The organism is Acinetobacter harbinensis (genome assembly GCF_000816495.1).
Taxonomy (GTDB): domain Bacteria; phylum Pseudomonadota; class Gammaproteobacteria; order Pseudomonadales; family Moraxellaceae; genus Acinetobacter; species Acinetobacter harbinensis.
The window spans coordinates 2,422,512-2,444,165 of sequence record NZ_JXBK01000001.1; the positions used below are offsets into that span (position 1 = coordinate 2,422,512).

The 21,654-nt window shown below is 41.8% G+C and carries 19 protein-coding genes; 9 read left to right on the forward strand and 10 right to left on the reverse strand.

Annotated features, from left to right (window positions below; all coding sequences use genetic code 11):
- Window positions 1-359 precede the first annotated feature (359 nt).
- The 3 genes from dut to SE27_RS11270 all read right to left on the reverse strand — a co-directional run bounded on the left by dut (window position 360) and on the right by SE27_RS11270 (window position 3,664).
- Window positions 360-812, reverse strand: a complete 453-nt coding sequence (dut, locus tag SE27_RS11260) for a dUTP diphosphatase (protein ID WP_039623464.1) — start codon at window positions 810-812, stop codon at window positions 360-362.
- A gap of 35 nt (window positions 813-847) precedes the next feature.
- On the reverse strand, window positions 848-2,887 hold the full coding sequence (locus SE27_RS11265; protein WP_039623467.1) for a UvrD-helicase domain-containing protein: 2,040 nt from the start codon (window positions 2,885-2,887) through the stop codon (window positions 848-850).
- A 126-nt stretch (window positions 2,888-3,013) separates the two neighbouring features.
- Window positions 3,014-3,664, reverse strand: a complete 651-nt coding sequence (locus SE27_RS11270; protein WP_039623469.1) for an OmpA family protein — start codon at window positions 3,662-3,664, stop codon at window positions 3,014-3,016.
- A gap of 244 nt (window positions 3,665-3,908) precedes the next feature.
- Here SE27_RS11270 and SE27_RS11275 point away from each other — a divergent pair, with 244 nt between their 5' ends.
- The 6 genes from SE27_RS11275 to SE27_RS11300 all read left to right on the forward strand — a co-directional run bounded on the left by SE27_RS11275 (window position 3,909) and on the right by SE27_RS11300 (window position 8,307).
- The gene (locus tag SE27_RS11275; RefSeq protein ID WP_052251737.1) at window positions 3,909-4,862 is read left to right on the forward strand and encodes an acyltransferase; all 954 of its coding nucleotides are present in this window, start codon (window positions 3,909-3,911) and stop codon (window positions 4,860-4,862) included.
- Complete coding sequence (locus tag SE27_RS11280) at window positions 4,849-5,922, forward strand: hypothetical protein (RefSeq protein ID WP_039623471.1); 1,074 nt, start codon at window positions 4,849-4,851, stop codon at window positions 5,920-5,922. Before SE27_RS11275 ends, SE27_RS11280 begins: the two co-directional genes overlap by 14 nt.
- A gap of 119 nt (window positions 5,923-6,041) precedes the next feature.
- Window positions 6,042-6,773: a septum site-determining protein MinC gene (gene minC / locus SE27_RS11285; protein WP_039623473.1), complete on the forward strand. Its 732-nt coding sequence runs from the start codon at window positions 6,042-6,044 to the stop codon at window positions 6,771-6,773.
- Between the two features lie 66 nt (window positions 6,774-6,839).
- Entirely contained in the window at window positions 6,840-7,652 is an 813-nt protein-coding gene (minD, locus tag SE27_RS11290) for a septum site-determining protein MinD (RefSeq protein ID WP_039623474.1), read from the forward strand.
- A 2-nt stretch (window positions 7,653-7,654) separates the two neighbouring features.
- Entirely contained in the window at window positions 7,655-7,927 is a 273-nt protein-coding gene (gene minE, locus SE27_RS11295) for a cell division topological specificity factor MinE (RefSeq protein WP_039623476.1), read from the forward strand.
- Window positions 7,928-8,019: 92 nt separating this feature from the next.
- The gene (locus tag SE27_RS11300) at window positions 8,020-8,307 is read left to right on the forward strand and encodes a PA4642 family protein (RefSeq protein WP_039623478.1); all 288 of its coding nucleotides are present in this window, start codon (window positions 8,020-8,022) and stop codon (window positions 8,305-8,307) included.
- Between the two features lie 186 nt (window positions 8,308-8,493).
- On the opposite strand, the gene SE27_RS11305 is transcribed toward SE27_RS11300, so the two are convergent.
- On the reverse strand, window positions 8,494-11,562 hold the full coding sequence (locus SE27_RS11305) for a DNA translocase FtsK (RefSeq protein WP_039623480.1): 3,069 nt from the start codon (window positions 11,560-11,562) through the stop codon (window positions 8,494-8,496).
- Between the two features lie 286 nt (window positions 11,563-11,848).
- Here SE27_RS11305 and trxB point away from each other — a divergent pair, with 286 nt between their 5' ends.
- From trxB to SE27_RS11320, 3 genes are all read left to right on the forward strand, one after another.
- On the forward strand, window positions 11,849-12,802 hold the full coding sequence (trxB, locus tag SE27_RS11310; protein WP_039623482.1) for a thioredoxin-disulfide reductase: 954 nt from the start codon (window positions 11,849-11,851) through the stop codon (window positions 12,800-12,802).
- A 114-nt stretch (window positions 12,803-12,916) separates the two neighbouring features.
- Window positions 12,917-13,648, forward strand: a complete 732-nt coding sequence (aat, locus tag SE27_RS11315) for a leucyl/phenylalanyl-tRNA--protein transferase (RefSeq protein WP_039623484.1) — start codon at window positions 12,917-12,919, stop codon at window positions 13,646-13,648.
- A 21-nt stretch (window positions 13,649-13,669) separates the two neighbouring features.
- Window positions 13,670-14,488 carry an arginyltransferase gene (locus SE27_RS11320; protein ID WP_039623486.1) on the forward strand — a complete coding sequence of 273 codons (819 nt, stop codon included), beginning with the start codon at window positions 13,670-13,672 and terminating at the stop codon, window positions 14,486-14,488.
- Between the two features lie 8 nt (window positions 14,489-14,496).
- On the opposite strand, the gene rimI is transcribed toward SE27_RS11320, so the two are convergent.
- The 6 genes from rimI to SE27_RS11350 form a co-directional block, all read right to left on the reverse strand.
- Window positions 14,497-14,958, reverse strand: a complete 462-nt coding sequence (gene rimI, locus SE27_RS11325) for a ribosomal protein S18-alanine N-acetyltransferase (protein ID WP_039623488.1) — start codon at window positions 14,956-14,958, stop codon at window positions 14,497-14,499.
- A 309-nt stretch (window positions 14,959-15,267) separates the two neighbouring features.
- A complete protein-coding gene (tuf, locus tag SE27_RS11330) occupies window positions 15,268-16,458 on the reverse strand; it encodes an elongation factor Tu (RefSeq protein WP_039623490.1) in 1,191 nt (396 codons plus the stop codon).
- Between the two features lie 90 nt (window positions 16,459-16,548).
- Complete coding sequence (fusA, locus tag SE27_RS11335) at window positions 16,549-18,687, reverse strand: elongation factor G (protein WP_039623993.1); 2,139 nt, start codon at window positions 18,685-18,687, stop codon at window positions 16,549-16,551.
- 131 nt (window positions 18,688-18,818) lie between these two features.
- Window positions 18,819-19,289, reverse strand: coding sequence for a 30S ribosomal protein S7 (gene rpsG, locus SE27_RS11340; RefSeq protein WP_004648014.1), 471 nt, complete (start codon window positions 19,287-19,289; stop codon window positions 18,819-18,821).
- Between the two features lie 179 nt (window positions 19,290-19,468).
- Window positions 19,469-19,843, reverse strand: a complete 375-nt coding sequence (gene rpsL, locus SE27_RS11345; RefSeq protein WP_002050319.1) for a 30S ribosomal protein S12 — start codon at window positions 19,841-19,843, stop codon at window positions 19,469-19,471.
- A 170-nt stretch (window positions 19,844-20,013) separates the two neighbouring features.
- Window positions 20,014-21,450, reverse strand: a complete 1,437-nt coding sequence (locus SE27_RS11350; protein ID WP_039623495.1) for an EcsC family protein — start codon at window positions 21,448-21,450, stop codon at window positions 20,014-20,016.
- Between the last annotated feature and the right edge of the window lie 204 nt (window positions 21,451-21,654).

The window sequence follows — 21,654 nt, forward strand, 5'->3', positions numbered from 1 at the left end:
AAAAAGACCATTTATATGCGGATCAATAAAAAACAGTAAATGACTCTAATTTTTTTGTTTTTATTTGTTTATCCTTCCACCAAATTTAAGCTTTAAAGCATACATTCATACAAACCATCACAGCAAAAACCTTAATCTGTCTATTAAAAACACAACGCTCTGTATTGCAGTGGATGTCAATGAAAAAGTGACATTTAACTGAATTGACAGCGTATTGAACTCTTTTTCAATACGATCGAAGATAGAGCGAATATAGTCTTTTTCTCAGTTAAGCAGGATCGGTTTAATTCAATAAAATGCTGCTAAAAAGAAAAATCTTATTTAGCAGCATTTCATGTGAGCAAAACAAAATTGCTGACTTAGTTTTGACCCGTATGCCCGAAACCGCCCGCACCACGTTCAGTGGCAACAAACTCTTCTACCTGTTCAAATTCAGCTTGTAGCACTGGAACCAACACATATTGAGCCAAACGCTCGCCCGGCTCTAAGGTAAATGCAGTTTGGCTACGGTTCCAAACAGATACCATCAGCTCACCTTGATAATCAGAATCAATTAATCCCACCAAGTTACCCAGTACGATGCCATGTTTATGCCCCAAACCTGAACGTGGCAAAATTAAACCGGCAAACTGAGGATCTTCGACATAAATGGCAAGACCAGTTTTAACCAATACTGTTTGACCCGCTTCAATCACAGTGGCTTGCTCAACGCACGCGCGTAAGTCTAATCCTGCTGAACCTGCTGTTGCATAACTTGGCATCGGCCATTCTTTGCCTAAACGGCTGTCGATTACTTTGACTTGAACTTTCATGTGTTCTGTCCTTGGGAGTGAGTTTAAATAAAATTTTAACGCTTGATCAGCGCACGTAAATTTTCCAAATAATGCTGTGCTTGCAACTTTGGATCAATATTACCGGCGAGTTTTTTCTTACGCCCCAGCCAATCTAAATCGTCTTGAGGTAATTCATCCAGAAAACGACTTGGCGTCATTTGCTTCATCTGTCCGCCATTCTTGCGCTGCTCAGCCAGCGTTAAGGTCAGACCTTGGCGCGCACGCGTAATGCCCACATACATTAACCGACGTTCTTCCTCAATCGTTTCGGCTGCAATCGAGTTTTTATGGGGCAGTAACTCTTCTTCTAAACCAATCATATAGACATAAGGAAATTCCAATCCTTTGGCGGCGTGCAGCGTCAGCAGATTGACTTTATCGGTATCCTCTTCTTCTTGTTGCTGCTCTAACATATCCAGCAGCACCATTTTACGAATCACACTTTCAATATTTTTATCATCAACATCTTCAGCGCGATTAATCAAGCTTTGAATACTGCTATACAGCACTTCAATATTATCCAGCTTGGTTTTTTCCTGCGCAGGACTGGCGGCTTGCTCTTTGATATAGTCGATATAGCCGGCTTCATGCATCATTTGACGAATAATCGGCACGGGCTCATCATCTTCAAGCAAATTACGGGTAAAGGTGCCAATAAAATCAGCAAATTCTGCCAACTGCGTGGTGGCCTTTTTCGGAATCACCATGGTGAGGCGCTGATCGCCTGCGGCACTTAATAAAGACAAATGATTTTCTTGCGCAAATAAGCCTAATTTTTCCAGTGTAACTGGGCCGATAGCACGCTTAGGGGTATTAATGATGCGTAAAAAAGCACTGTCATCTTCAGGATTAATAATCATCCTTAAATAACTCATCAAGTCTTTAATTTCAGCACGACCAAAGAACGACTGCCCACCCGATAATTTATAAGGAATTTGCATCTGACGCAGATAGGTTTCTAAGATTCGTGCTTGAAAATTACCCCGATATAACACTGCATAATCTTTCCAGCTTTTACCATTCATCAGCTTATGCGTAATCACATCTTTAACCACGCGTTCGGCTTCATCATCATCATTGCGGCAGGTAATCACACGAATGATTTCACCATGGCCTTTGTCTGACCAAAGCTTTTTCTCAAACAAATGCGGATTATTACCAATCACAGTATTGGCTGCCTTTAAAATACGGCTGGTCGAACGGTAGTTTTGTTCTAGTTTAATCACATTTAAATTGGGAAAATCTTCTTTTAACAAGGCCATATTTTCAGGCTTTGCACCGCGCCATGCATAAATCGATTGATCGTCATCGCCTACAGCAGTGAACTGCCCCATCACACCCACCAACAGCTTCACCAACATATACTGCGCAGTATTGGTATCTTGATATTCATCGACCAACAAATAACGCACACGATTCTGCCATTTATCGCGCACTTCAGCATTTTCTTGCAATAACCGTGTTGGCATAACAATTAAATCATCAAAATCCACAGCGTTATAAGCCCGTAGATTACGCTCATATAGTTGATACAAATGGGCAAACTGCACATCTTCTGTAGTTTCACAAGTGGTGTGTGCTTGCTCGGGTGCGATCAGATCATTTTTCCAATCCGAAATCATACGCATGGCTTTGGCAATCAATTCTTTGCTTTCTGCACCAGACAAATTATCGCGATGCATTAAATCCATTAAAATGCGCTTACAGTCATCGGCATCTAAAATAGAAAAGTTATTTTTAAGCGGTGTGTGTTTTAATTCTAAACGCAGTAAATTTAAACCAAAGGTATGGAAGGTAGAGACTGAAAGCCCTTTGGATTCTTCACGAGACAATAACTTAGAGACCCGCTCTTTCATCTCACGCGCAGCTTTATTGGTAAAGGTCATGGCGGTAATACGGTAAGCTGGAATACCGCAATTTTGTACTAAATGCGCTACTTTTCGCGTGATTACCGACGTTTTACCTGAACCTGCCCCCGCAAGTACTAACAAGGGCCCTTGAGTATATTTCATGGCTTCAAGTTGCTTGTCATTGAGTTGACTTGCCGACGACATAGTATTTCCTCGTTTTAATTCGAGCTCGATTATAGTCATCTTGCTCAAGCTTGCATAACCTGAAATACAAATTTGACATTCGTAAAAAAACCACCGTGACGGTGGTTTTTTTATATTCAATCGACTTTATTGAATCGCGTAGATGCTAATTTCTACACGACGGTTTTGTTCACGACCCGCCGCAGTTGCATTGCTTGCAATTGGGTTGGCTGAACCTTGACCTTGTGCATTAATACGTGAAGTAGAAACACCTTGAGATGCGAGGTAGCTTGCTACAGATTGTGCACGTGCTTGAGACAATGGAATATTGATCGAATCATTACCAGTACTATCGGTATAACCCGTTACCAAGATACCGCTCTTGTTATCTTCAGTTAAGGTTTGAGCAACTTTATTCAAAGTCGCATAAAAGTTTGGTTTGATATTTGATTTGTTGGTATCAAAAGTAATGCTACCTGGCATAACCAGACCTACCGAACCATCTGGATTACGGTTTACATCTACACCAGTACCTTGCAATTGTTGACGAAGTTTTTTCTCTTTATTATCGAGATAGACACCCGTTGCACCACCCAATACAGCACCAAGTGCTGCTGCGCGGTTGTTTTGTGCGCTGCTATTTGCACTGCCTTTAGAAATACCATAACCCGCAGCAGCACCTACAAGTGCGCCAATGGCAGTTTTGTCGTATTCTACGCCGCCTAAGTTATTACCTGTGGTTGAACAACCTGATAATACCATTGCCCCGACTACTGCTGAAATTGCTAGTGCACGCATTGCATGACTCCTTTTTGTGTTTTGTTGTATGTTCGAATCATGAAGTAAAGAACGCAGGCATACCATTGATTTTTTGTAAATAATATAAACATATTTGACATTTTGTAATAGTTTTTGTATGTGTAACTCAGCAGTTCCGCATAATTCCTTCACAGTTAAAGGAATTACTTTTTTATTTCAACCGATAGACTTATATTAACAGACAAGAAAAAATTAGACGACTTCATCTCAGGACCGTTTTTATATGTCATCGCAATCTAAGAAACAGCCGCTATTAAAAAAAATATCTCGAGCACTCGCTGTTGGTTCAGTCATTACAGGAAGTACTTTTTTTCACGGTCCACCGGTTTTGGCACTTGGCCTGACTAAACTGATTAAAAAATCACGTAAAGTTGATGAAACCAATATTCACATTACCAACAGTTGGTTGGGAGTGAACAATTGGTTGATTGATCATGTTTTACCTGAGCTAAAATGGCAGATCAGTATTGATGAACATTTAGATCTAAGCATGCAAGGGCGTTATTTGATGATGTGTAATCATCAAAGCTGGGTCGATACCACGGTGAATCAATATTTCGGTTTAACGCGTATGCCGCTGACACGCTTCTTTACCAAATGGGAACTGATCTTTATTCCATTTGTTGGGCAAGCCTTTAAAATTTTAGGCTTCCCTATGATGAAGCGACATACAAAACAACAAATAGCCGCCAATCCAATGCTTAAAAAACGTGATTTAGAAGAATCACGTAAAGCCTGTGAGCAATTGCTAAGTCAGCCGTTTACTTTACTGAATTATTTGGAGGGCACACGTTTTAGCCCAGAAAAACATGCCAAGCAAAACTCCCCTTATCAACACTTATTAAAGCCAAAAGCCGGTGGTTTGGCATTAGCCTTAAATATTCTAGGCGATAAAATTGACGCTTTGGTGGACATGACCATTGTCTATCCTGATGGCGCGCCCGATTATGATGATTTTTGGTTAGGCAATGTACAGCGCATTGCCATCGATGTGCGTAAAATTGAGATCCCCGATTGGGTCTTAGGCGGCAATTATGAAGAAGACCCTGAATACCGTGAGCGTTTTCAACAGTGGGTCGATGCATTGTGGACTGAAAAAGATCAACTGATTCAGCGCATGAAACAAAATTTTGCCGAAAATGGACCAATAGCTAAGGAAGACAATGAAGCAAGATGAAAAAATAAATCAATTTCGCTTTGGTTTTTTAACAAAAGGCTCGTGGGGCTGGAAAGTTGGACTGGGTTATGACATTTTTATGATGGTCTTAATCGTCATCAACTTGTTTTGCTTAAGTGCCAATGCCGTATTAATGAGTGATTTTGGCGGTTGGTTATTTGACTTTATTCATCTGCCTGAGCTATTACAGTTTTATCGTACTGCATTGCGTCCATGGGTGATTATTACAGAAAGTTGGTTCACCAGTTTTCTAATTATTGAATTAATCCTGCGCTGGATTATTGCCATTTTGGGACAGCATCATCGGCGTTGGTTTTTCTTTCCCTTTATTCATTGGTATGAAATTTTATCCGTCATTCCGCAGCTACGTTTTTTACGGCTTTTACGTGCTGGCTCTATTGCCTATAAACTGTATCAACATGGCTATAAAGTCATTCCAGATTTATGGTATCAACGTGCCAATTTTTACTATCACATGGTGCTGGAAGAACTGACCAGCCGTATTGTGATTACCGTTTTAGATGGCGTAAAACGTGAATTATTAACCAGTAACACGCATCGAAAACTCATTGAGGATTTGGTGGATCATCACCGTGAAATGTTTGCTCGCGCTTTGGCAGATATTTTACAAGAATCTTTGGGCAAAGAATTACAGGCACAACGCATCAATATTGCTAAAAATGTCGGTAATATTGTCAATCAAGCCATTGAAGACACACCGGAGCTGACGCAATTGTTACGCCTAATTCCCTTGGTCGGCGCACGTATAGAACAGCAAATTCAGAGTATTGGGCAGCGCTTGGGAGAAAATATTACCCAAGGTTTAATTCAGCCCTTTGCTCAAAATAATACTGCAGCTAAAAATCCGCTTTACAGTGAAATTGCACAGAAGGTCAGCCAAATTGCGATTGAGAAAAATCCACATGTGGAAAAATTAGTGGTGTCTGCGGTATTTGATAGTCTTGAGGCCGTGCGCCAACAGGTGAAAGTGAAACAATGGCAGCAGCTCCTCGATCAGCATGATCAGGTGGAATCCACCCTATTGACGAAAAATAGTTAAAGCAGCGCTAGAGAAAAGCTGCAATTTGTTCTAGCATTTGTTTTATTTAAAATTTTACTTCGATTTACACCACGACTTCGATCTGACTGAAAAGAGCACAGAAGTTTTAAGGAATAATTATGGCAGATATACGGATTACGGGCAGAATGTTTAATTTAACCCGCTTAACATTAGACACCAATGACCAGCACGCAATCCGCCAAAAATTGACTCAAATGCTTCAAGGTACAGCCGCTTACGGCACCTTAGTCATTATTGATAGTATGGTAGAGCAAGAGTTAATTGCACTGATTCAATTGCTGGCCAGTCTTGATTTACAGCCCGTTGGCGTAATTGACGGCATTCTGAGCAATCAAGCACGTGCCATTCAATTCCCTATTTTCCCAACAGATAAGCAACCTTTACAGCGCATTAAAGCCACGCATGAACAAGTGCTGGAATTACCTGCAGAATCTACTGAGGACACAGCGAAAAATGCTACGCCAGATGAGGCAAAACCGAGCCGAACCATCAGTCATGTGACCTCTTATCACAATGAAATTTTACGTACGGGTCAATGCTTAGTGCAAGATCACGGCGACATCATTTTAAATGCCGGAATCAATAGCGGCTCAGAAGTAATTGCTTCAGGAAATATACATATTTATGGTAGCGTCCGTGGTAGAGTCATTGCCGGTTTAGGTGGGGACAATGCAGCACGCATTTTCTGTCATTCTTTAGAAGCTGAACTGGTCTCTATTGCCGGCACTTATTGTGTCGCAGATGATATTCCACCACATGTACTGAAAAAGTCTGTACACATTTACTTGAATAATCAGCAAGAACTGGTCTTTGAAGTTCTCGAATTTTGATGTATAAATAAACACCAAAAGCCCCATATCTAATAGGGGATTTAAACCATAACAGGAGCGGAATCGGTGGCGAAAATTGTTGTCGTAACATCAGGCAAAGGCGGCGTAGGTAAAACGACCACAAGCGCATCTTTTGCAACAGGTTTAGCCCTTCGCGGCCACAAAACTGTTGTGATCGATTTTGACGTAGGCTTACGTAACCTTGATTTAATTATGGGTTGTGAACGTCGCGTTGTTTATGATTTTGTAAATGTACTCAATAATGAAGCTCGACTTCAACAAGCGCTTATTCGCGATAAAGATATTGAAAATTTATACATTTTACCTGCATCGCAAACCCGTGATAAAGACGCCTTGACTGATGAAGGCGTTGCTCGGATTATGGATGAACTATCACAAGAGTTCGATTACATTATTTGTGATTCACCTGCCGGTATTGAGCGCGGTGCGATCCTTGCGATGTATCATGCGGATGAAGCGATTATTGTCACCAATCCTGAAATCTCTTCAGTACGTGACTCCGATCGTATTATTGGGATGTTAGACAGCAAAACTAAAAAAGTAGAACAAAACGAAGGTCGTATCCGTAAGCATTTATGCATTACACGCTTCAATCCTGAACGCGCGGATAAGCAAGAAATGCTGACCATCGACGATATTTCGAAAGATATTTTACGTGTTCCTACTTTGGGTGTGATTCCTGAATGTGAAATTGTGTTGCAAGCATCGAATGAAGGTAAGCCGGTGATTCTTTTTCAAGACACTGCCGCAGGTCAAGCCTACGATGATTTAGTGGCACGTTTCTTAGGCGAAGATCGCCCTTACCGTCATATTACGGTAAAACCTAAAGGTTGGTTAGCACGATTATTTGGAGCGTAAACATGGCAGGATTTTGGAGTAAAATATTCAGCAATGATGAAAAACCGACAAGCGCTCAGACAGCCAAAGATCGCTTAAAAGTTATTGTTGCCTCAGAACAAGGTTTAGGTAAACGCCTGAGCCAAGATAAGATTGATCAAATGAAGCTAGAGATCATGCAAGTGGTCAATCGCTATGTTCGCGGCGTAGATGAGCAACACATTCAAATGTCCGTGCGTTCTGAAGCCAATCTTGAAATGTTAGAAATGAATATCAATTTACCTGAAGAGCGATAATCTGAATTCTGATTAGTTAAGTAAATTGATTCAAGGCAAAATAGCGGCAGTTATTTTGCCTTTTTTATTTATTGATTATTAAGGAGATTGCGATGGCATTATCTCAGCCAGCCACATTCAATGAAGAATGGTCCGATGCACGTGTATTTGCCTATTTAACCCAACTACCGCCTGCAGGAGTCAATGCAGACTTTCATGTGTTGTATCATGCATTTAAACATATGCGTCCGACTGACTATGAACGTCTACTGAGCCAATTCGTTGCTGATGGCCGTGATCTAAACGCCACCAATACACAAGGTCAGCGGATTCACGATATTATTGCTGAGTATCCACGCCAAAGTGAAGGCTTTTTAGCAATTTTGGCTAAATTTGCTTAATACTGAGCCTAAAAAGCCGGCCAATTGATATCAACATCCGGTTTCTTACGCTTCAACAGCATCTAGATGACTGGGTTTACTATTATTTTGTATGATCTCATCTGCTTTGAGTGCGTTCAAATAAGTCTATTAAAATTCAGTCATAAAAAAACCTGCACAGTGCAGGTTTTTTTATGACTTTAAAATTTAAACCAGAATTTCGCGTTTACCATTACCGCCCATGGCACTGACAATCCCATTTTCTTCCATTTGATCAATAATCCGTGCAGCACGGTTATAGCCCAAACTGAATTTGCGTTGTAACGATGAAGTAGACGCTTTGCGTGTTTCTAGAACAAACGATACACATTGATCATATAAGGCATCTCGCTCAGAAGCAGCATCACCATCTTCAAAGCCACGCGAAGTCGGTTCTTCATCATACGGCGTTAAAATCTCATCGACGTAGTTCGGCGCAGCGCGTTCACGCCATGCATCACAAATATTGTTCACTTCATCATCTGAAATAAATGCACCATGCACACGTTCTGGCTCAATTTTACCTGGGCCTAAAAATAGCATATCGCCATGACCCAACAGATCTTCTGCACCACTGGCATCTAAAATAGTCCGTGAGTCAATTTTACTGTTGACACGTAAGGCCACACGGGTCGGAATATTGGCTTTAATCAACCCAGTAATCACATCCACCGATGGACGCTGAGTCGCCAATAATAAGTGAATACCGGCAGCACGTGATTTTTGTGCCAAACGGGTAATCATCTCTTCAGCTTTTTTACCCACCTGCATGATCATATCGGCAAATTCATCCGCGACAATCACAATTGAAGGCAATGCGGTTAAACGTGGTGCACGCTCTTGGGTGGCGGAATCACTCGGTTTCCACGTCGGATCAATCAGATCTTCCCCATTGGCAATGGCTTCATCCACCTTGCGGTTATAATCGCTCAGCTTACGAATTTTTAAGTAGGACATCAGCTTATAACGACGTTCCATCTCATTCACACACCAATTGAGCGCATTCACGGCATCTTTCATGTCCGTGACTACAGGTGTTAACAAATGCGGAATATCGTTGTAGTTGGCCAATTCAAGCTGTTTGGGGTCAATCAAAATTAAACGTAGTTGATTTGGGGTATATTTTAACAGCATTGATAAAATCATGGCGTTAACCGCCACCGACTTACCCGATCCGGTGGTGCCTGCAACCAACATATGCGGCGCTTTTGCCAAATCGGTCAACACGGGATTACCCGAAATATCTTTACCCATTGCCATGGTGATCAGACCATTTGGATCGCGATACGTTGGCGTTTCAAGAAGCTCAATCAGACGAACCATTTCACGCGCAGTGTTCGGTACTTCAATCCCGATATAGGGTTTACCCGGAATTACTTCCACCACACGTACTGACGCCATGGACATCGAACGTGCTAAATCGCGTGAAATATTGGTGACTTTAGAGGCTTTAACTCCTGGGGCTAAATCTAATTCAAAACGCGTCACCACTGGCCCCGGCTGTGCTTCTATCACTTTGGCTTTTACATTAAATTCTTGTAGTTTAATTTCCAGCAATTCAGACAGACGCGACAATTGCTCTTCGGTGAAGTTGACTTTTTTATTCAAATCGACGGCATCGAGTAACTCAAGCCCAGGTAAGGTAGACAGATCACGACGTTTTTGCGCCACTTGCATAGCCAGTGACATTGGACGCCCCATAGCATCCGTCAATGGTGCATCTAAATCAAAATCATCATCTTCGTCTTTTTGCTCTTCCACGGGCTTGCCAGCCGTTTCTTGCCACACTTCACGAAACACATCTTTATTGGAGGAAATGAGCGCTTTTTCATCAGCTGAGATTATAGTCGGCTGAAGATGGGTTTGAATATCGCGGTTCACTAAAGCTGAGGACTGTGCATAACTGCTGGTGGTGCGCGCAACTACAGGCTCGGGTGCGACCACATCATCCACATCGACCAACAAATCTTCCAGTTGATCCAGCTCATCGGCTAAGTCATTATTTTGAATAGTGTGATTTAACGGTGTTGAAATTATTGGTGCAGCCGGTGCAATTACTACTTTTTCTAGCACGGCAGTCGGTACAGGTTCAATCGACTGTGGATTAAACGGCGTATGAATATCGGTCGCTGTTTTGCTATTGGGAACCGCGGCAAGTAACTCATCAAAAATTTGATCATCATCCCAATCCACAGAGTGCTGATGAGCAAGCACCTCAGTCGGAGGTTGCTCATGCACAAAGTGTTTAAGATGCTCAGTGGGCGTTTGCGGTGTAGACTCTTCTGCTGCTTTTAATAAAGCCTCAATATCTTGTTTATGATTTTGCTCAGGATCTGAATGCAATGCGCGCCACACTTCACCGGTGGTCACAGCATTTTGGGTGTTTTTTTCTAAGCGATGGGCTTTTTCTAACACCTGCTCAAATTCAACTTCATCTTCAGTATCCATTTGCTGCACTGCTTCATATTCTGGTTCGGCATATTGCTCTTTTTCCAGCATATCGTTAAATAAGCGCTCTGCGGCTTGATCTTGAGCCACGCTAGAACGGATTGGCGCTTCATGCTGTGCTATTGCTGCAACAGGCTCTGATACTATTTTCTGCACAGGAGTTAGTGGTTTTTTTACTTCAGGACTGCTGCGATCAAATGCCGACTCGGTCTCTGGTACATTCTTATAAAATAAATCTTGTAAATAGGCAGGTGTCGCTTTAAGCGTGGCCCACGTTTTGTTCCATTTTATTCCAAACGCCAAGGTAAACAGTATCCACCAGAACACCACCAAAAATAGTGTTGCGCCATAAATGGTCAAAATCTGCGATAAACTTTCACCTAGCTCATAGCCAATAATACCGCCAGAGGCATTGTCTAAGGTATCTGCTGGCACTTGCCAGAACAAATACAATAGGCTGGCTGTGGCCAATAAAATAAAAAATTGCGCCGCATAGCGAAAGGGTTTATTCAAAAAACTATACGGCCACCAGACCTGAATAGCTTCAACGAATAAAAAAATTGGAATGAGCAAGCTTGCCCAGCCTAAGAAACCGAATAATAAGTCTGCTATCCAAGCGCCTGCTACCCCGCTGGCATTTGATACCTGTTGGGTATCACTGGAAATATGCATCCAGCCCGGATCAAAAGGGGTATAAGTCACTGTTGCTAGGAATAAATATATTCCAAATGAGACTAAAAATAATGTCATTATTAAGCGCTGTGCATAAGCACTCGACACCGCAGTCATATACTGTCCTGTAGCTAATTTTTCATTCATGTTTTTGTAAGAAACTAAGACAAAATAGTTTCACAATTAAACGCGATATTATGCACCTGTTGAAAGAAAAAAGATGCAATATTATGTATAGGCGGCTAACAGCAGCCTGAAGCAATTGAGTATCGCGTACAGCCGCTTTATTGTATATAGCGTAAAACGATGTTCATGATCAATAATATCGACATCGAAGCCACACAACTGTGAACAAGTTTCACGTATAATTTGATAAATTTCTAAATAAAAAAGGATGCCGCGAATGAGCGCTCGTCACTCACGTTTGATTATTTTAGGTTCAGGTCCAGCAGGTTATAGCGCAGCAGTCTACGCTGCACGTGCCAACTTAAAACCAATGCTCATTGCGGGTTTACAGATGGGCGGTCAGTTGACCACCACCAATGAAGTCGACAACTGGCCGGGTGATCCTGAAGGTCTAACAGGCCCTGCCCTCATGGAACGTATGCAAGCCCATGCCGAACGTTTTGGTACTGAACTTGTGTATGATCACATTAATGAAGTGGATTTAACGGTTCGCCCTTTCGTGCTCAAAGGCGATATGGAAGAATTCACTTGTGATGCCCTGATCATTGCCACGGGTGCAACTGCGCAATATTTAGGTTTAGAATCTGAAGCGAAATTTATGGGGCAAGGCGTGAGCGCATGTGCCACCTGTGATGGCTTTTTCTATAAAAACCAAAAAGTCATGGTGGTCGGTGGAGGTAATACTGCGGTTGAAGAAGCGCTGTATTTATCCAATATTGCCTCTCATGTGACTTTGGTACATCGCCGTGAAGCGTTACGTTCAGAGAAAATCTTACAAGACCAACTGTTTGAGAAACAAAAAGAAGGCAAAATTAGCATTCTTTGGAACAATCAAGTCGATGAAGTTCTAGGCGATCAAACGGGCGTTACCGCTGTACGTTTAAAATCAACCACCGATGGCGCAACACAAGATGTTGAGGTACAAGGTTTGTTTGTGGCGATTGGTCATAAACCCAATAGCGGCATGTTTGAAGGTCAACTCACCCTGCGTGAAGGCTATATTCAAGTGCATAGCGGTACAGCGGGTAATGCAACAGCTACCTCTGTTGCCGGTGTATTCGCCGCGGGCGATATTGCGGATAGCGTTTATCGTCAAGCCATCACGTCTGCCGGTTCAGGCTGTATGGCTGCGCTAGATGCTGAAAAATATCTAGATGGTCTAAGCCTCTAAAAGTATCTGATCAGAGTATTACCTCAAAAAACCGTCCTTGCTTAGGGCGGTTTTTTTGTATGATAAAAACCATAAACCCCATTATTTTGTACTTTTTTATTCAGGTCGAATCTTATGCATAGTCTCCCGCCTTCTGAATTTATTTTCCCTCATCCCATCGATGCCGATCCGGACGAACAAGGACTGATTTGCATTGGTGCGGATCTCTCTCCTGCTACACTTTTTGAAGCCTATACCCACGGTTTATTTCCTTGGTTCTCAGAAGGCGAACCGATTTGTTGGTGGAGCCCTGAACCACGCTGCATTATCCGCCCGCACGATTATCACCCCAGTAAATCCTTAGTGCGTAATATGAAAAAATTTGATTATAAAATTACGATCAATCATGCTTTTGAGCACGTCATACGCTGCTGCTCACTGCCGCGAAGTTATGCAGAAGACACGTGGATTTCTGAAGAGATTATTGATGGATATTGCCAATTATTTGCAGCCGGCTATGGCTATAGTGTAGAAGTATGGGATGAAGATCGAATTGTTGGCGGTTTATACGGAGTGACGATTGGCAAAGGTTGTTTTGGTGAATCGATGTTTAGCACCCAAACTGATGTATCAAAAATGGCATTTTATACCCTGATGTTACTGGGACAAGAAAATAACTTACCGTGGATTGACTGCCAATTGGTCAATGAGCATCTATTAAGTTTGGGGGCTTGTACAGTTTCTCGGCAAGCGTATCTTAATTCGTTACAAGATATGATTAAACAGCCTGTTATCGATTGGAAAAAATATCAGGACAGTGTATTTTCAAGTAAAACAATAGCGCAACACGCGCGACTAATTGAATGACAATAAAACAGGGAGCTAGTTATGAACTCATATCACCCAACGTCCCTATTGAACGATTTACAGTATTATATTACGCCGCCGCACAGTTGCAGCTATCTTGAAAATAAATCTGCACGTATGGTCTTTTTAGATCCTGCACATCGCATTGATGTATTAAGCTTATCAGAGCTGTCACGAGTGGGCTTTCGTCGCAGTGGCGATTTTGTCTATCGGCCTGAATGTCATTTATGCCGTCAATGCTTATCCTGCCGTGTTCCGGTGGCTGAATTTCAAATGAACAGCGTGCAAAAAAAGGCATGGAAACGCAATCAAGACTTAAGCATTAAAATCACCCGTACCCAAGATGCGTTAGAAAGTGTGCATTATGCACTATACGAACGCTATATCTCTGAACGTCATGCCGATGGCGATATGTTTCCACCCAGTTTAGATCAATTTGAAAAATTTTTAGTGCATAGCTGTACAGAGAGTTTTTTTCTCGAGTTTTGGAAAGACGATAAACTGATTTGTGTCTCCAGTTGTGACCCCTTAGATGATGGTGTCTCTGCGGTGTATACTTTTTTTGATCCAGATGAAAGTCGACGCTCACTAGGCATCTTTGCCGTACTGAAACAAATTGAACATGCCCAAAGTCTTGGCTTGCCATACGTCTATTTGGGGTATTGGGTACCGCATTCGCCTAAAATGAACTATAAGTCGCAATATGTTCCGTTAGAGTTACTGATTGATGGGCAATGGCGACGCTTAAACAGAATGTTAAACGCAGAAGAAATTCAACAATTGGGAAACTCACTGATGAGCACCTTGCCCTCTGGATGGAATAACCCAATTATTAAATGATGCGGTGCTTATGCTTTAAACAGTAAGGAAAAATCATCACTACAGGATTTCACCATAATAATGGCATGCTCACGAGAACCATCCGGCTTAGGATAGTAATTTTTGCGTAAATCAATTTGATGGAAGCCTGATTTTTCATATAAGGCGATGGCGGCTTGATTACTTTCTCGGACTTCTAAAAAAATTTGCAGTGGATTATTTTTTAATAAAGCAATCGAGCTTTCAAGCAATTGATAGCCCAGTCCCTTACCTTGTTGACTCGGATGAATCGCCATTAACAATAAATTGGCTTCATCGAGTACCGGCTGCAAGATACAAAAGCCCACCACCTGCCCTTGCTGCTCCACCACTGTAGCCACATAAGAAGCTATCGATTCTTCAAACTGTTTGGCTGTCCACGGATGGCTTTGTACCAATTGCTCAATTTGCGTGATGGAATTCACATCCGCTTTTTGCATCAAACGAATCATCTTCGTTCATCTTTTAAATAACAGAAAGATGGCATTATAGGAACTTTAGATAAAAAATCGAGTAAAAAAGCAGACAATATTGATGTTCTTTGCTTATAGCTGATTTAAAAAATAAATCTTGGTTCTATGCAATTAATAGATATGACGCCAAGAGGATAAAAATCGAACATAACGATTAAACAAAAGTAGAAATATGTTAAATGTATTGGCTTAAACTCTAGGGGTAATGAATAGCTCAGAAAACAACGAAGTGATTGATTGACATAAAAAAAGCGCTCCTAAAGGAGCGCTTTTTTTATACAGAACGGATTATAGTGTTACTTTAGCAACAACACCAGCACCAACTGTACGGCCGCCTTCACGGATCGCAAAACGTAGACCTGGGTCCATTGCGATTGGGTGAATAAGCTCAACTGACATCTCAACGTTGTCACCAGGCATAACCATTTCAGTACCTTCTTGTAATTGGATTGCGCCAGTTACGTCAGTGGTACGGAAATAGAATTGTGGACGATAGCCGTTAAGGAATGGTGTATGACGACCACCCTCTTCTTTTGAAAGTACATATACTTCAGCATCGAATTTAGTATGCGGTTTGATTGTACCTGGTTTAGCAAGTACTTGACCACGTTGAACGTCTTCACGTTTAGTACCACGTAGTAAAACACCACAGTTCTCGCCAGCACGACCTTCGTCAAGCAATTTACGGAACATTTCTACGCCAGTTACAGTTGTTACAACTGTATCTTTAATACCAACGATTTCAACTGATTCGCCAACTTTAACGATACCAGATTCAACACGACCTGTTACAACCGTACCACGACCAGAGATAGAGAATACATCTTCGATTGGCATTAGGAATGCTTTATCGATTGCACGTTCTGGTTGTGGAATGTAAGTATCTAGCGCTTCAACAAGAGCAAGAACTGCAGGAACGCCATATTGACCTTCGTCACCGTTAAGTGCAGCAAGCGCTGAACCACGGATGATTGGAGTATCATCACCAGGGAAGTCATAAGTAGAAAGAAGTTCACGAACTTCCATTTCTACCAATTCAAGCAATTCTTCGTCATCAACAAGGTCGCATTTGTTTAAGAATACGATGATGTAAGGTACACCAACCTGACGAGACAACAGGATGTGTTCACGAGTTTGTGGCATAGGACCATCGGTCGCTGCACATACAAGGATTGCACCATCCATTTGCGCCGCACCAGTGATCATGTTTTTAACATAATCGGCGTGACCTGGGCAGTCGACGTGCGCGTAGTGACGAGCTGGAGAGTCGTATTCTACGTGTGAAGTATTAATGGTAATACCACGTGCTTTTTCTTCTGGTGCAGAGTCAATTGCCGCGTAGTCTTTCGCTTCGCCGCCGAATTGTTTTGCACATACAGTTGCAATTGCAGCTGTTAAAGTTGTTTTACCATGGTCGACGTGACCAATTGTACCCACGTTTACGTGTGGCTTATTACGTTCAAACTTAGCCTTAGCCATGAGAGCTTCCTTTTTAAACTACTCATGGGTCTCCCCATGAGCACTTGGTTTTTAACTATGAATTAGTTTGGACTAATAGTAATCGAAAGATTACTCGTCGTCACCTCTTTTACCACCAGTTTGGAACTTAGAAATGATGCCTTCAGCCACGTTACGTGGAGTTTCAGCATACTTCGCAAATTCCATAGAGTAGGTCGCACGACCTTGAGACATAGAACGCATAGAAGTTGCGTAACCAAACATCTCTGCCAATGGAACTTCAGCTTTAATCGCTTTAGTACCACCAGGTAAGTCTTCCATACCCTGAACCATACCACGACGACGACTTAAATCGCCCATGATATCACCCATGTAATCTTCTGGAGTTTCAACTTCAACTTTCATGATTGGTTCAAGCAAGATTGGATCTGCTTTCATGAAACCATCACGGAATGCATACGAACCAGCCATTTTGAACGACAATTCATCAGAATCCACGTCATGGTAAGAACCATCAAATAATGTCGCTTTAATACCCACGATTGGGTAACCAGCCAAGACACCATTTTTCATACGTTCTTGAATACCTTTATCAACCGCACCGAAGAATTCTTTAGGTACAACACCACCTACAACTTCTTCAACGAATAGATATTCTTTACCAGCTTCTTCAACATCCATAGGCTCTAAACGAACATATACATGACCGAATTTACCTTTACCACCGGTTTGACGTACGAATTTGCCTTCTTGCTCAACAGTCTTTTTGATTGTTTCGCGGTAAGCAACCATTGGTTTACCAATGTTTGCTTCAACGCCAAACTCACGTTTCATACGGTCAACAAGAATATCAAGGTGAAGCTCACCCATACCCGCAATAATAGTCTGACCAGATTCTTCGTCTGTGCGAACACGGAACGATGGATCTTCTTTTGCCAAACGACCAAGCGCGATAGACATTTTTTCTTGGTCAGCTTTTGTCTTAGGCTCTACAGCTAAAGAAATTACTGGCTCTGGGAATTCCATACGCTCTAGTGTAATGATGTTTTTCTCATCACACAGTGTATCACCAGTTGAAACGTCTTTAAGACCTACACATGCCGCGATATCACCAGCGCGAATTTCTTCAACGTCTTGGCGATCATTGGCGTGCATTTGTACGATACGACCAATACGTTCACGTTTAGACTTAACTGGGTTATATACTGGATCGCCTTGTTTAAGGACACCAGAATAAACACGTACGAAAGTCAAGTTACCTACAAATTTGTCATTCATAATTTTGAATGCAAGTGCAGAGAACGGAGCTTCGTCAGATGCTTCACGAATCGCGCGAGTTTCAGCTTTATCGTCAAGAATACCTTCGATTGCTTTAACTTCAGTAGGCGATGGCAAGAATTCAATTACAGCATCCAACATACGTTGAACACCTTTATTTTTGAACGCTGTACCACATAACATTGGCTGAATATCACAAGCCAATGTACGTGCACGAATACCAGCAACGATTTGTTCTTTCGACAATTCGCCAGTATTTAGGTATTCATCCATCAACTCTTCATTAGCTTCAGCCGCAGCTTCAACCATGTTGGTACGCCATTCTTCAGCAAGCTCTTGAAGATCTGCAGGAATATCTTGATATTCAAATTCCATACCTTGAGACGCTTCATCCCAAATGATTGCTTTCATTTCAACAAGGTCAACAACACCTTGGAAATTATCTTCAGCACCAATTGGTATAACAATTGGTACAGGACTTGCACCAAGACGTGTCTTCATTTGCTCAACAACACGGAAGAAGTTGGCACCAGTACGGTCCATCTTGTTCACGAATGCTAAACGAGGCACTTTATATTTATTTGCTTGACGCCATACAGTTTCTGACTGCGGTTGAACACCACCTACAGCACAGTAAACCATGCACGCACCGTCAAGAACACGCATAGAACGCTCAACTTCAATCGTGAAGTCAACGTGTCCTGGGGTGTCAATTACGTTAATACGGTGTTCTGGGAATTGTTTACCCATACCAGACCAGAAACAAGTGGTAGCAGCAGAAGTAATGGTAATACCACGTTCTTGCTCTTGTTCCATCCAGTCCATTGTCGCTGCACCATCATGTACTTCACCAATTTTGTGAGATACACCTGTGTAGAACAATATGCGTTCTGAAGTGGTGGTTTTACCAGCATCGATGTGAGCAGAAATACCAATATTGCGATAACGAGAAATTGGGGTTTTACGAGCCATGATTTCTTGCATTCCTAAATTTTGTTGTTTAAAACAGGACGCTTTAAGCCGCAAAGCAGCTTAAAGCGCTTTGACGATAGTTCAGTAAAACCTGACCTATCATCGTCCTGATTAAGGCCTGTTTTAGTCGATTAGAAACGGTAGTGAGAGAACGCTTTGTTGGCTTCAGCCATACGATGCACATCTTCACGTTTCTTGATCGCTGAACCTTTACCTTCAGCTGCATCAAGCAACTCACCAGCAAGACGTAAAGCCATTGTTTTTTCAGAACGCTTAGCAGCAGCGTCTACTAACCAACGCATAGCTAGGGCAGTACGACGGGATGGGCGCACTTCCATAGGTACCTGATAAGTAGCACCACCAACACGGCGTGCTTTTACTTCGACCATAGGACGAACTTTTTCAAGAGTAGTCTCGAAAAATTCAACTGGGTCTACTTTCGATTTTTCTTGAACGCGGTCTAAAGCACCGTAAACGATACTTTCAGCAATAGATTTTTTACCATCTTGCATTACGTGGTTCATGAATTTAGCGATTGTTTGGCTGCCGAACTTAGGATCCGGAAGGATTTCACGGGCAGCGACTACGCGACGTCTTGGCATTTTAATACACCTATAAATATGACACTTCAGGTTTATCCAGCATGAGTACAAAGTGTCATGTACTGTTGGCTGGCCTTACTACACGTCGCTTGAATTTTCACAAAATTAATGCAGAAATCGAGCAAGCGAGACGATAAAGGATTGCGGTTCTACGTGCTTAAGATTTAATTCTTAACGAATTATTTCTTAGGACGTTTAGTACCGTATTTAGAACGTGACTGGTTACGATCTTTAACACCAGCGCAGTCTAAAGAACCACGAACGGTATGGTAGCGTACACCCGGTAAATCTTTAACACGACCACCACGGATAAGAACAACACTGTGCTCTTGTAGGTTATGGCCTTCACCACCGATATAGCTTGATACTTCAAAACCTGAAGTTAAGCGAACACGGCAAACTTTACGCATTGCTGAGTTAGGTTTTTTAGGTGTAGTTGTGTAAACACGTGTACAAACACCACGACGTTGTGGACAAGCCTTCAACGCAGGAACTTTTGATTTTTCAACCAAAGTCGTACGACCCTTACGGATCAACTGATTTGTTGTTGCCATTTGGCAAATCTCCCGTTAATAAAAATCCTCAAAAAAATACTACTTTTTCGAGGGCACACAATTGTAAGCGAAGATAGAAAAATGGTCAATATTCGATGCGCTATCAAATAGTGACCATTTCCTTGTGTTTAGCCAGTTTGAAGCGTTTTAGATCACTTCAGACTGTATTTTTAAGACTTCTTTTTTGTAACTTTTTTAGTGACCGCGGTAGATTCATCCTTTTGTACGGCTTTAACTGCGGCCGGTTCAGATTTTTCTGTCTCAATTTCTTCAAATTCCGGATCATCCTCGGCTAAAAATTCCGGCTCTTCAGTACTCAAAGCGGGCTGTTGTGGCTCAACCTGTTCATGCTCTTCAACCATTTTTTCAGCCAACTTTTCTAAACCTTGCTGAACCTGTTCGCCTTTTTCCGTGTCATCGGGTTTTGCTTCCTCTGTTTTCTTTTTAATGACCACCTTGGAGATGGTTTGATGATTGGCCACTTCAATATCTTGATCTAACTTAAGCGCCTCTACCGGTGCTTTGACCGCGACTTGCTCTGCCAAGAGTTTTGGCGATGCATCATCTAACAAGGCGATAGATTTTTCATAGGCGGCAATGGCCGACAACTCAGCACCCTCATTTTGCTGTAAATAGCTACGTGCATGAGAGAAGATCTGTTGCGCTTTTTGGTTCACATCTTCAACCAACTTCCAACTGTATACTGCGCCAATACTGGCTCCTGCCACAGGGGTAAGTTTACTGATCAGGGAGAGTTTAGGAATGTGGTTTAACCATGACCATTTAACCGCGCCATCTTCATCCGAAAGCCATTTTTTCACGGCTTCAATATCACTACTTGAACCCAACATTTGCTGCAATTGAGAAATATCTTGGGTTTGTAGCATATTGGACAGTGCTTTTAATGCCATCAACACACTTTGTTTTTCAGCAATTACACCTAAATCGATTTGTTTAAACACAAATTGGACAATTTCTTGTTCTGTTTCTTTATTTAACTCAAAACCATAAGAACGGCCAACTTGATAAATCATTCTTAATGACATCACCAAAGATAATGGTACATCAACTGCAGAACCAATCACGCCTGTAGCACCGCTAATTGCGCCTTGCACCGATGCAATCCATTTGTTCTGCTCAGCCAAAGCTTGGCTAATACGCTGTGAACGATTCACATCTTGGGTCAGTTCTTGTAAATTTTTTGCACCCGCTTGATCGAGTACAGTATCGACCGAGCTAATATTTGAGGTAAATTGATTCAATTGCTCAAAAAAGTAGTCCGATACTTTGTCAGAAAATTGTGGTGAGACAAAATTGGCGACACGATTAATTTGGCTATAACGGCGACCCAACAATTGTTTTGATACGTTGGGCAAATAGTCACGCAGCATATGCTGTGGATTGTCATATTTTTGGCTATTTACCGTGCCTGACGCACGGGCACTTCCTTCAATGACTTTATTGTTTTCAGCAGGCTGTGTGATCTTGCTTACGCTGTCTGCAGTACTGTTATTGAGCACCTGCATTCCAGCGACGCTGATCTTTTTAGCCACTCCAAAGGCATTGGATAAAAAGCCATGCGAATGTTTATTATTACTATTTGTCATTATTTATCCTCATTTTCAATTCTTACAATTATTGATAAATACTAGATATAGTCTAAGTTTATCTCAATATTAATGTGTATCTTTTGGTTAATTAACTGCGGTAATTTTCACAAATGGAAACAAAGCGTAATAGGTATAACCTTTGCCATAAGAATTCAAAAGTCTTTCTGCTATGATGAATGCCATTGAAACGCATGAGTGATG

Bases quoted from the DNA above. Each gene is read 5' to 3' on its own strand.
- rpsL (WP_002050319.1), bottom strand. From the start codon at position 19,843: ATGGCAACAACAAATCAGTTGATCCGTAAGGGTCGTACGACTTTGGTT.
- SE27_RS11320 (WP_039623486.1), top strand. From the start codon at position 13,670: ATGAACTCATATCACCCAACGTCCCTATTGAACGATTTACAGTATTAT.
- dut (WP_039623464.1), bottom strand. From the start codon at position 812: ATGAAAGTTCAAGTCAAAGTAATCGACAGCCGTTTAGGCAAAGAATGG.
- SE27_RS11265 (WP_039623467.1), bottom strand. From the start codon at position 2,887: ATGTCGTCGGCAAGTCAACTCAATGACAAGCAACTTGAAGCCATGAAA.
- minC (WP_039623473.1), top strand. From the start codon at position 6,042: ATGGCAGATATACGGATTACGGGCAGAATGTTTAATTTAACCCGCTTA.
- aat (WP_039623484.1), top strand. From the start codon at position 12,917: ATGCATAGTCTCCCGCCTTCTGAATTTATTTTCCCTCATCCCATCGAT.
- SE27_RS11275 (WP_052251737.1), top strand. From the start codon at position 3,909: ATGTCATCGCAATCTAAGAAACAGCCGCTATTAAAAAAAATATCTCGA.
- SE27_RS11280 (WP_039623471.1), top strand. From the start codon at position 4,849: ATGAAGCAAGATGAAAAAATAAATCAATTTCGCTTTGGTTTTTTAACA.
- SE27_RS11350 (WP_039623495.1), bottom strand. From the start codon at position 21,450: ATGACAAATAGTAATAATAAACATTCGCATGGCTTTTTATCCAATGCC.
- trxB (WP_039623482.1), top strand. From the start codon at position 11,849: ATGAGCGCTCGTCACTCACGTTTGATTATTTTAGGTTCAGGTCCAGCA.
- rimI (WP_039623488.1), bottom strand. From the start codon at position 14,958: ATGATTCGTTTGATGCAAAAAGCGGATGTGAATTCCATCACGCAAATT.
- SE27_RS11270 (WP_039623469.1), bottom strand. From the start codon at position 3,664: ATGCGTGCACTAGCAATTTCAGCAGTAGTCGGGGCAATGGTATTATCA.
- fusA (WP_039623993.1), bottom strand. From the start codon at position 18,687: ATGGCTCGTAAAACCCCAATTTCTCGTTATCGCAATATTGGTATTTCT.
- tuf (WP_039623490.1), bottom strand. From the start codon at position 16,458: ATGGCTAAGGCTAAGTTTGAACGTAATAAGCCACACGTAAACGTGGGT.
- minE (WP_039623476.1), top strand. From the start codon at position 7,655: ATGGCAGGATTTTGGAGTAAAATATTCAGCAATGATGAAAAACCGACA.
- SE27_RS11300 (WP_039623478.1), top strand. From the start codon at position 8,020: ATGGCATTATCTCAGCCAGCCACATTCAATGAAGAATGGTCCGATGCA.
- SE27_RS11305 (WP_039623480.1), bottom strand. From the start codon at position 11,562: ATGACTGCGGTGTCGAGTGCTTATGCACAGCGCTTAATAATGACATTA.
- rpsG (WP_004648014.1), bottom strand. From the start codon at position 19,289: ATGCCAAGACGTCGCGTAGTCGCTGCCCGTGAAATCCTTCCGGATCCT.